Source organism: Streptomyces sp. MZ04 (assembly GCF_004684775.1).
Lineage (GTDB): Bacteria > Actinomycetota > Actinomycetes > Streptomycetales > Streptomycetaceae > Streptomyces.
This window is the reverse complement of sequence record NZ_SRIC01000076.1, coordinates 19,152-29,819: the sequence shown is the minus strand read 5'-3', so window position 1 is coordinate 29,819 and position 10,668 is coordinate 19,152. Positions and strand designations below refer to the sequence as shown.

Annotated in this window: 7 protein-coding genes; 5 read left to right on the top strand and 2 right to left on the bottom strand. The window is 71.8% G+C overall.

Features of this window, described 5'->3' with window-relative positions:
- Window positions 1-129: 129 nt before the first annotated feature.
- The 3 genes from E2651_RS18165 (at window position 130) to E2651_RS18155 (ending at window position 3,855) form a co-directional block, all read left to right on the top strand.
- Window positions 130-315, top strand: a complete 186-nt coding sequence (locus E2651_RS18165; RefSeq protein ID WP_135332208.1) for a hypothetical protein — start codon at window positions 130-132, stop codon at window positions 313-315.
- A gap of 65 nt (window positions 316-380) precedes the next feature.
- A complete protein-coding gene (locus tag E2651_RS18160) occupies window positions 381-3,506 on the top strand; it encodes a helix-turn-helix transcriptional regulator (protein ID WP_135332207.1) in 3,126 nt (1,041 codons plus the stop codon).
- A gap of 85 nt (window positions 3,507-3,591) precedes the next feature.
- Window positions 3,592-3,855: a DUF6191 domain-containing protein gene (locus tag E2651_RS18155; protein ID WP_135332206.1), complete on the top strand. Its 264-nt coding sequence runs from the start codon at window positions 3,592-3,594 to the stop codon at window positions 3,853-3,855.
- A 1-nt stretch (window position 3,856) separates the two neighbouring features.
- On the opposite strand, the gene E2651_RS18150 is transcribed toward E2651_RS18155, so the two are convergent.
- Window positions 3,857-5,011, bottom strand: a complete 1,155-nt coding sequence (locus E2651_RS18150; RefSeq protein ID WP_245238954.1) for a PQQ-dependent sugar dehydrogenase — start codon at window positions 5,009-5,011, stop codon at window positions 3,857-3,859.
- A 147-nt stretch (window positions 5,012-5,158) separates the two neighbouring features.
- Window positions 5,159-6,151 carry an aldo/keto reductase gene (locus E2651_RS18145; RefSeq protein WP_135332204.1) on the bottom strand — a complete coding sequence of 331 codons (993 nt, stop codon included), beginning with the start codon at window positions 6,149-6,151 and terminating at the stop codon, window positions 5,159-5,161.
- A gap of 96 nt (window positions 6,152-6,247) precedes the next feature.
- Between E2651_RS18145 and E2651_RS18140 the strand changes: the two genes are divergently transcribed.
- Together E2651_RS18140 and E2651_RS18135 are read left to right on the top strand one after the other, a co-directional pair.
- Window positions 6,248-7,198 carry a 2-hydroxyacid dehydrogenase gene (locus E2651_RS18140; RefSeq protein ID WP_135332203.1) on the top strand — a complete coding sequence of 317 codons (951 nt, stop codon included), beginning with the start codon at window positions 6,248-6,250 and terminating at the stop codon, window positions 7,196-7,198.
- Window positions 7,199-7,569: 371 nt separating this feature from the next.
- A complete protein-coding gene (locus tag E2651_RS18135) occupies window positions 7,570-10,509 on the top strand; it encodes an EAL domain-containing protein (protein WP_167828819.1) in 2,940 nt (979 codons plus the stop codon).
- Window positions 10,510-10,668: the final 159 nt, after the last annotated feature.

Sequence of the window (10,668 nt, the reverse complement as noted above, 5' to 3'; positions counted from 1 at the left end):
CCCTAAGGCCCCCCACCCCCTCAAGATGCGTCACTCTCCCGATGTGCCGACCCTCCCTGGCAGACGAAAGTAAGGGCATCGCAGAAAGCGAAGCCGGACACCGGTAGTCAGATCAGCCAGGGAGTCGACATGTTCGAGTACGAGATGCACCAGCTGCGTGCCGCCGACCTCGCCCGTGAGGCCGACCGCCGCCGCCTCCTCCGCGTGGCCCGCGAGGCCAAGGCGGACCGCGCCGACCGCCGCTCGGCCCGCCACGAAAGCGAGGGGCGGGTGAGTACGGGCCTGCGGCGGGCCCGATTCACGCGGGCCGCGTGAAGAGCACGGGGGCATCCGCCCAGGGCAGAGGGATATCCCCTGCCGGGTTGGCCGCCCCTTGTGCGATGCTCACGCCTGTGGAGACCAGGTCCGTAAGCCCGGTGTTCGTCGGCCGCTCCGACGAACTGGACGTACTGAACGACGCACTCGCCCGTGCCAAGGGGAGCACCCCCGGCACGGGCGAGCCGCAGGCATTGCTGCTCGGCGGCGAGGCGGGCGTCGGAAAGACGCGCCTCATCGAGGAGTTCACCGCGGCGGCCTGCGCGCAAGGAGCCGTCGTCGCGCTCGGCGGCTGCGTCGAGATCGGCGCGGACGGACTGCCGTTCGCCCCCTTCTCCAGCGCCCTGCGCTCCCTGCGCCGCCAGTTCCCCGAAGAGTTCGACGCCGAGGCCGCCGACCAGGAGGGTGAGCTGGCCCGGCTGCTTCCCGAGCTCGGTGAGGCACCCCAGCGCCGCCGCGGCACCGACGCCCAGCACGACGAGGAGGGCATGGCCCGGCTCTTCGAGCTGACCGCCCGCCTCCTGGAGCGCCTCGCCGCCGACCGCCCGGTCGTCGTCCTCCTGGAGGACCTGCACTGGGCGGACGCCTCGACCCGCCACCTCCTCGCCTATCTCTTCCGCACGCTGCGCAGCGGCAGCCTCGTCGTCGTCGCGACCTACCGCGCCGACGACATACACCGCCGCCACCCGCTGCGCCCCCTGCTCGCCGAACTCGACCGGCTGCGCACCGTGCGCCGCATCGAACTCGCCCGCTTCAGCAAGGACGAGGTCGCCCGCCAGATGGCGGGGATCCTCAGCGCCGAGCCCGAACAGTCCCTGGTGGACGACATCTTCGACCGCTCGGACGGCAACGCCTTCTTCGTCGAGGAACTCGCCGTCGCCTCGCACGGCAACAGCTGCGCGAGCCTCACCGACTCGCTGCGCGATCTCCTTCTCGTCCGGGTCGAGGAGCTGCCCGAGGACACCCAGCGGGTGGCGAGGATCGTCGCCGAGGGCGGCTCGACCGTCGAGTACCCGCTGCTCGCCGCGGTCGCGGAGCTCGCCGAGGACGACCTGATCGAGGCACTGCGGGCCGCCGTCGGCGCCAACATCCTGCTGCCGTCGCCCGACGGCGACGGCTACCGCTTCCGGCACTCCCTGGTCCGCGAGGCCGTCGGCGACGATCTGCTGCCCGGCGAACGCTCCCGGATCAGCCGCCGCTTCGCCACGGTCCTCGAAGCCGACCCCTCGCTCGTCGCCGACGACCAGCGGGCCACCCGCCTGGCCAGCTACTGGTACCACGCGCACGACGCGGCGAAGGCGCTCCCCGCCGTCCTGCGGGCCTCCGTCGAGGCCCGCCGCCGCTATGCGTACTCCGAGCAACTGCGCCTGCTCGAACGGGCGATGGAGCTGTGGGACGACGCCCCCGAAGACGTACGCCTCGAACTGCGCCCCCTCGATTACGCCGAGGTCTACCCGGCCTGCGGCTGCGACCCCGCGACCACCCCGCTGCGCTATCTCGACCTCATGGCGGAGGCCGCCGTCGCGGGCCGCCTCTGCGGTGAACGCGAACGCGCCCTGAAGATCGCCAAGCGGGCGCTGCGGCTCCTGGAGGGGGAGTCCGACCCCCTGCGCGCCGCCTGGTTCTGGATCCAGCGCTCGCGCCTCACCTCGACCCTCGGCCGCGGTGACGGCTGGGCGGAGATCGCCACCGCCCAGGAGCTGGTGCGCGGCCTGCCCCCGTCCGAGGTGCACGCCGACGTGCTCACCAACGTCGCCTCCTGGGGCATGCTCCACAACCCCGGCGAGGAGACCCTGGCGGCGGCCCAACGAGCCGTCGAATACGCCCGGATGGTCAAGGCCGAGGAGACCGAACTCAACGCCCGGCTCATCCTCGGCGGCCTCCTGGTCGACGCGGGCGACGTCGAAGAGGGGTTCGCGGAGATGTACGCGGTCAGGCGGCGCTGCATGGAGCCCCCGGCCCTCGTCTCCCGGATTCCCCACATCCATGTCAACATGCCCTCCGTCCTCGAAGGCGCGGGCCGCTCCCTGGAATCCCTGGACATCGGCGACCAGGGCATCGCCCTCTGCCGGAAGTACGGACTCACGGACACCGAGAGCTGGGTCCAGGTCAACAAGGCGGAATCCCTTGTCTCACTGGGCCGTTGGGACGACGCCATGGACGCCGCAGAGGCCGCCCGCCGCGGCGCGCTCAGCGTGAAGCCACGGGGCGGCGCAGCCCTCCAGCAGGCCGTCATCGCCCTGGCCCGCGGCGATCGGCCCGAAGCCATCGCCCAACTGGCCACCGCCCGGGGCCACTACGGCACCCACGACCGCATGCCCCAGTACTCCCTGCCCATGATCACCGTCGCCGTCGGCATCGCGGCGGTCGACCCCGACCCCGCCTCGGGCATCACCGCCGCCCGTACGGAGCTGGAACAGGCCATCGCCACAGGCTTCCTGCCCGGCACCCAGCGCTACGCCTGGCCACTGCTGCTCGCCGCCACCACCGCCGAGGCCGATACCCGCGGCCTGCCCGCCGCCGAGCCCGGCCGCGCCGAGGCCATCGAACGCATCCGCCTGGCCGCCAGAAACCTCCCCGCGCCCATGCCCGTCTGGGCCGCCTACGAGCAGTGGGTACGCGCCGAACTCCTGCGCGCCGAGGACCGCGACACCCCCGCCGACTGGTCCGCCGCGGTCACCGCGTTCGAACCCCTCGACCGCCCCTACGACCTCGCCCGCACCCGCCACCGCCTCGCCGAATCCCTCCTCGCCACCTCCTTCGCCACGGGCGCGGGAGCCGGCGCGGACGCGGACCGCGAGCGCGCCGCCCGCCTGCTGCGCCAGGCCCGCGAGGTCGCCGAACGCCTGGCCGCCCGCCCCCTCGCCGACGCCGTCGCCGGGCTGGCCCAGCGCGCCCGTCTGACCCTGAACCCCGACCGCGACGCGACGAGCACGCGCACCCCCCTCACTCCCGTCGACCCCGCCGAGGCGCTCGGCCTGACCAGCAGGGAGCGGGACGTGCTCCGCCGCGTCGCCGCGGGCCGCAGCAACCGTCAGATCGCCGAGGAACTCTTCATCTCCCCGAAGACCGCGAGCGTCCACGTCTCCAACATCCTCGCCAAGCTCGGCGTCGCGGGCCGAGGCGAGGCAGCGGCCCTGGCCCATCGCCTGCGCCTGTTCCCACCGGCTGACGAGCGGGCCGCCGGCTAGCTGACCTGCCCCTTCTCCCGCCCCGGCCGGTTTCCAGCGGCCTCGCTTACGCTTGACTGCAGGATCTCGGCTCCAGGGAGGCGCAGTGTTCAACGCGATCGAGGCACTGTTCGCACCAGGGCGCAAGCACACCGACGACGAGCAGAAGCGCCTGGAGATGACCCGCGTCGACCTCAACGACGGCGACCCGGGGCGAGGGCCGATAGACCTGACGTCGGGCAAGGTGGTCGTACGCCCACCCGTCCCGTCGTCCCGCGCGGACGAGGGCCCTGGCCCTGACGAGACCCCTGGCCCTGACGAGACCCCTGGCCCTGAGGAGACGGCGCCCTCCGGCGAACCGGGCAGCTGAGCTACTTCACCTCCACCTCCAGGATCTTGTCGTCCCCCTTCTCCGGCGTCCCCCGTGTGTCCGTCTCGCTGGTGAGCAGCCACAGCTTGTCGCCGCCCGCCGCGAGCACCGTGCGCAGCCGGCCGTGCTCACCCTTCAGGAAGGACTGGGGCTTCACGGTCCCGTCCACGCCGAGCACCGGGATCCGCCAGAGCCGCTCGCCGCGCAGGCCCGCCATCCAGATCGAACCCTCGGCATAGGCGATGCCGCTGGGGGATGCCTCGGAGGTCTTCCACTGGGCCACCGGGTCGTGGAAGCCGTCCCCTGCGTCACCGTCCGCCTTGCCCTCGACCTCGGGCCAGCCGTAGTTGTCACCGGCCTTGATCTCGTTCAGCTCGTCCCAGGTGTCCTGGCCGAACTCCGAGGCCCAGAGCCGCTTCTCCTCGTCCCAGGCAAGGCCCTGCACATTGCGGTGGCCGTACGAGTACACGGGGGAGTCGCCGAAGGGATTGCCGGGGGCCGGGTCGCCGTCCGGCGTCAGGCGGAGGATCTTGCCGCCCAGTGACTCCTTGTCCTGGGCCAGATCGGTGTCGCCCGTCTCGCCCGTGCCCGCGTAGAGCATCTTGTCGGGGCCGAAGGCGATCCGGCCGCCGTTGTGGATCGTGCCCTTGGGGATGCCCTTGAAGACCGTGTCGGGAGCGCCGAGCTGCTCCCCGGACGGCTTCTTCTCGTCGTACAGCATGCGGGCGATGCGGTTGTCGGACTCCGTCGTGAAGTACGCGTACACCATGTGGTCCGATGCGTACGAAGGAGAGAGCGCGAGGCCCATCAGGCCGCCCTCGCCGGCGGGGGCGACGCCGGGCACCTCTCCCAGCTCGGTCTTCTTGCCCGTCTTCCCGTCGACGCGGGTGATCGTCCCCTCGTCGCGCGAGGACACAAGGAGGTCTCCGTCGGGGAGGGCTGCCAGGCCCCACGGCGACTTCAGGTTCTCGGTGAGCGTCTTGGTGACTTTCGCCGCGCCCTTCTCCGGAGGGGCGTCGGCGCGTGGCTTCCCGGTGGGTGTCCCGCTCGATTTCGCGGGGCTCGACTCGGCACTCTTCCGGTCGTCCGGCGCATCACCCCCGGACGAGCATCCCGCCGCGAACACGAGGGCGGCAGCGGCCAATACGGCGGTCACAGCAGGTCGTTGCACGATCAGGTTCCCTTCGACGCGGCGCTTCTACTGTTCATACACCGCTCGGCCCTCGCAGGTTCCCACCTCGCCGCCGCGAGATCGCGGACGCCAAGCCCCGCCGGACCGGACGCCGACCTCAGTCCCACGACCTCAGTCCCACGACCCCAGCGCCGCGGGCAGCGCCGTGATCTCCGCCAGGTCCGCCGCGGTCAGCCGCACCGCGGCCGCCTCCGCGTTCTGCACCGCCCAGCGCTCCCGCTTGGCCCCCGGAATCGGCACCACGTGCGGCCCCTGCGCGAGCACCCACGCCAGTGCCACCTGCGCCGGCGTCGCCCCGTGCCGCTCGGCCACCCGGCGAAGACCCACCACCAGCGGCTGATTGGCCGCCATCATCTCGGCGGTGAAACGGGGATGCCGGGCCCGCAGATCGTCCGGCTCGAAGCCCTGCCCCGGCGTCAGCGTCCCGGTGAGGAAACCGTTGCCCAGCGGCATCGCCGCCAGGAAGCCGACCCCTCGCGCACCGCACCACGGGAGCAGGGTCCGCAGCGCCTCCCGCGACCACACCGAGAGCTCGGCCTCCACCGCGCCGACGGGGAAGACCTGCTGGATCCGTTCGAGCTGGCGGATCGTTCCCTCGTACAGTCCCCTGCCCTCACGCCGCGAGGCCCGGGCCCCCACCGCGCACAGCCCGAGAGCCCGCACCTTGCCCGCCGCGACGAGCTCGGCCATCGCGCCCCAGGTCTCCTCGATGGGCACCTCGGGATCGGCGCGGTGCAGCTGGTACAGGTCGATGGTCTCGGTCTGCAGCCGCCGCAGCGAAGCGTCGCAGGCCCGCTTCACATAGCCGGGGCGGCCGTTGGCCACGATGTGCTGCTCGCCCACCAAGAGCCCGCACTTGGTCGACACGAAGGCCTCGGCGCGCCGCTCCTTGAGCGCACGCCCCACCAGGTGCTCATTGGTGAACGGGCCGTACATGTCCGCCGTGTCCAGCAGGGTCGAGCCCTGGTCCAGTGCCGCGTGCACGGTGCGCAGTGACTCCTCGCCCCGCTGTCGCGAGCCTGTATAGGCCCAGTTCATCGGCATGCAGCCGAGTCCGATCGCACCCACCTCGAGCGCTGCGGCGCCGATCGTCCTGCGGTCCACCTGGCCGTGCCCCCCACCTCAAGTCCTAGCGGTCACCAACGTAACCTCTGCCGCCCCGGACGCGGCGTGCGGCCTGTGCGCATTAGCCTCCTGAGCATGACGAAAGATGTATGGCTCCCCTTTCCCGCCGACGAGATCGAGGGCCTGCCCGGCGGGCCCGAAGCAGGGCTCGACTACCGCTTCTGGGACGGCGGCCCGGAGTTCCCCGCGGATCCGGCCGACTGCGTCTTCTACGCGGTGCCCTACATGAAGGCCTCGGAGACCGCCGTGCGCCCGCTGCCCGGGATGACGTCCCTGCGCGTGGTGCAGACGCTCACCGCGGGCATCGACCACGTGGAGCCCGGACTCAAGTTCCTCGCGCCCGGTGTGCGGTTGTGCAATGCCAAGGGTGTCCACGAGGCCAGCACCGCGGAGCTCGCGCTCACGCTGATCCTCGCCTCCCTGCGCGACATCCCCGGATTCGTCGAAGGGCAGCGCAAGGAGGAGTGGCGGTCCGGGTTCTACCCGGCGCTCGCCGACAAGTCCGTGCTGATCGTGGGATACGGATCGATCGGTTCCGCCATCGAGGACCGGCTCGCTCCCTTCGAGTGCGCGCGGGTGGCGCGCGTCGCGCGCTCCGCCCGCGCCACGGAGCGCGGCCCCGTGCACCCGCTCGCCGAACTGCCGTCGCTGCTGCCCGAAGCCGACGTGGTCGTTGTCTCCACGCCCCTCACCGACACCTCCCGTGGCCTGGTGAACGCCGACTTCCTGGCCCGTATGAAGGACGGCGCACTCCTGGTGAACGTCGCCCGCGGCCCCGTCGTCGACACCAAGGCGCTCCTCACCGAACTGGAGAGCGGCCGGATCACCGCCGCCCTCGACGTCACCGACCCGGAACCGCTGCCCGCCGGCCATCCCCTGTGGCACGCTCCTGGAGTGCTCATCAGCCCGCACGTGGGCGGATCGACCTCCGCCTTCCTGCCCCGCGCCAAGCGCCTGCTCGCCGTGCAGCTGACCCGGTACGCGGCCGGGGAGCCCCTCGGCAACGTCGTACTGACAACCCGGTAACGGCCGTTGGGGGACCCTTCGAGCACGCTCCGCACCCGCGCGCGTGCGCCCCGTGTCCGCATGGCCGCTGACAGTCACTGAGCGTAGAGAGACTATGTCCCTGAGTGACGAGACTGGTGTATCGTCCCGACAGGGGCTGCGCCGTGGACCGTTCGGCGCCGCGGGGATTGCGACATCAGACTGCGAGGGGGGCGACGGGCGATGCACGGCCAATGGGCGAACGATCCGACGCGGCGAGGCCGCCGGCGGCGACTCTCACGGGCACCGGCTCGCAGGCGGACGCGCTGCCGCCACACACACGACGACCCGCGATCCCCCATCCACGGGAGGCGGACAGGCGCGGTGGAGGCGGCGCGGACCAGGGCGGCCCGGTGAGCACCCGCCCGTCTCCCGCCACCGTCCTGGAGGGCGGCGCAGGCGTGACGGCGGCGCCGCTGCCGCCCGGAATGCCGCTGACCCGCCGGCCCGCACCCGATGGCGGCTCGGGCCTGGTCTCGCAGATCGTGCTGCTCGTGGTCTGCGGCGGGTACGCGACGGGGTCCGCGCTCGGCTGGGGATCGCCCCGAGCCGCCCTGATCATGGGCGACTTCGGACTGAGTATCGCCGCCGCGACCGCCGCGGTCTCCTGCTTCCGCTACTCCCGCACCCGGCGCAGCCGCTTTCGACCCGCGTGGCTGCTGTTCGCGCTCTCCTCCGCGATGGCGGCCCTGGGGAACGCCGTGTGGGGCTGGTACGAGGTCGTGCTCGAGTTGCCCGTGCCGACTCCGGGCCTCGCCGATCTCTTCTTCCTCTGCTTCGCGCCGCCCGCCATCATCGGCCTGCTCGTGCTGGCCAAGCGCCCGGTGACCAAGGCCGGTTGGGTCTGCCTCGCGCTCGACTCCTGGCTCATCGGCGGCTCACTGCTCACCCTCTCCTGGAGCCTGGCGCTCGCGCACACGGCACAGTTCGAGGGTCAGAGCGTCGCGCACGCCGCCCTCTCGCTCGCCTATCCGCTGCTCGACATCGCGCTGGTCAGCATGGTTCTCGCGCTGCACTTCAGACGATCCTCCGCCAACCGCGCGGCGGTGAACACGGCGATCGGCGCCCTCGCGCTGACCGTCATGTGCGACGCGATGTTCACCTCGCCGCTGCTGCACGCCAGTTACCGCTCGGGGCAGATGCTGGACGCCGGCTGGTTCGCGGGATCGCTGCTCCTGGCGTACGCGCCCTGGGCGACGCCTCGGCACCGGCACGGGGACGACGGGCAGCACGCGCGCGTGGAGCCCGACGGCGCCCCGAAGGCGACGCGGGCTGCCGCCACGCGTCCCATCGCCGGTTCGCTGGCCGCGCTCACGCCCTATCTGGCCGCCGCCGTCTGCACGTTGGGGATTCTCTACAACGTGCTCAACGGCCGCAGCCCCGACGAGGTCGTGCTGTTCACCGCGGGCACGGTCGTCCTCGCCCTCGTCGTGCGCCAGGGCATCATGCTCCTCGACAACATCACCCTCACCCAGGAACTGGCGCAGAAGGAGAACCACTTCCGCTCCCTGGTACAGGGCTCGAGCGACGTCATCATGATCGCCGCTCCGAACGGCATACTCCACTACGTCAGCCCGGCCGCCTCCGGGGTCTACGGCCGCGAGGCCGATGACCTCGTCGGCTCCGAACTGGCCTCGCTCATGCACCCCGAGGACCTGGGCCGCGTGGTCCACGAGGTCCGCAGATTCCTCGCGTCGAACCCCCTCGAAGAGCCCACGACCCGTATCGAGTGCCGCTTCAAGTCCGGTGACGGCGACTGGCTGAACGTGGAGTCCACGGTCAACCGCCACCAGGGCGGCCTCATCTTCAACAGCCGGGACGTCACCGAACGGGTGCGCCTCCAGGCGCAGTTGCAGCACAACGCCGAGCACGACCCGCTCACCGACCTGCCCAACCGCGCCCTGTTCACGCGGCGCGTCGGCCAGGCGCTGACCGGCCGCAGAGTGACCGACCGCGGTACGGCCGTGCTCTTCATCGACCTGGACGGCTTCAAGGCGGTCAACGACACCATCGGCCATCAGGCGGGCGACGAGCTGCTCATCCAGGCGGCCCGCCGCCTTCATGAGGCCGTCCGGTCGGGAGACTGCGCGGCCCGGCTCGGCGGCGACGAATTCGCCGCGCTGATCGTCGGTGACGGCACGCGCGACCAGGCCGCACGTGAACAGCACATCTACGAACTCGCCGACCGCCTCAGAATCACCCTCTCCCAGCCCTACGCCATCGACGGAAACGACGTGCGGGTGGCGGCCTCCATCGGCGTCGCCTTCGCCGAACCGGGCATCAGCGCGGGCGAGTTGCTGCGCAACGCCGACCTCGCGATGTACCGCGCCAAGGCCGCGGGCAAGGGCCGCGTCGAGCTGTACGCACCCCAGATGCAGGCCGATGTCGTCCGCAAGGCGGAGCTCGCCACCCGGCTGCGCACCGCCCTGCACGACGGCGAGTTCGCGCTCCTCCACCAGCCCGTGGTGTCCCTGGACGACGGGCGCATCACCTGCGTCGCCGCCCAGGCCCGCTGGCGCTCGGCGCAGGGCATCCTCTTCACGCCCGCCGAGTTCCTGCGCGTCGCCGACACATCGGACACCCAGGAGGGCGCCCGCACCGCCGAGCTGGGCCGCTGGACGCTCGAGGAAGCCGTCGAGCAGGCCGCCGAGCGGGGCCACACGGGCAACGCGGCGCCCGTCGCCGTCCGGATCAGTGCGCGCCGCCTGCTTGACCGCTCGATGCCGCTCGGCTCCATCGAGGCGCTCCTGACCCGGCACGGCCTGCCCTCCGGGGCGCTGATCATCGAGCTCGCCGACAGCGACCCCCGGGTGCCGCTCGACGATCTTGAGCGCCGGCTGACCACGCTGCGCAGGCTCGGCGTACGCATCGCCCTGGACGGCTTCGGCAACGGCTATGCCGCCATCACCGCACTGCGCAGGCTCCCCGTCGACGTACTGAAACTGGACCGCAGTCTCATCGAGGGTGTCGTCGAGTCCGCGCGGCTGCACAAGATCACATCCGGCCTTCTTCGCATCGCGAGCGACCTGGGCCTGCTCTCCGTGGCCGACGGCGTCGATCTGCCGGAGCAGGTCATCGCCCTGCGCGCGATGGGCTGCACACACGGGCAGGGCATGGCGTTCTCGGGGCCGCTCGACGAGTACCGGCTGCGCCGCGCGCTGTCCCTCGGGCGGTATCCCGTGCCGCACGGGCCGGTCGAGCCGGCCTTCGCGGGCGGCCCGCCGGGTGGCTACGGAGGAGGTGCCGATTCGTACGCCCGCTCACATAATGAGACCCCCGTCCCACCTACTTGACAGGCACAGCGTGCCGGGGAGAGGGTCAATGCCATGCGCACCCGAATTCTCGTACTTGGAAAGCGCGTCGGCTGAAGCTGGGACTCACCGGTCCGAACACCGGAATCCTTGCGACCGCTCCCGACGCGCTCCCCTCGCTTGCCTCACGGCACGAGGGGT

What these genes read in the sequence shown, in the direction of transcription:
- E2651_RS18165 (WP_135332208.1), top strand. Translation starts at nt 130, where the DNA reads ATGTTCGAGTACGAGATGCACCAGCTGCGTGCCGCCGACCTCGCCCGT.
- E2651_RS18160 (WP_135332207.1), top strand. Translation starts at nt 381, where the DNA reads ATGCTCACGCCTGTGGAGACCAGGTCCGTAAGCCCGGTGTTCGTCGGC.
- E2651_RS18140 (WP_135332203.1), top strand. Translation starts at nt 6,248, where the DNA reads ATGACGAAAGATGTATGGCTCCCCTTTCCCGCCGACGAGATCGAGGGC.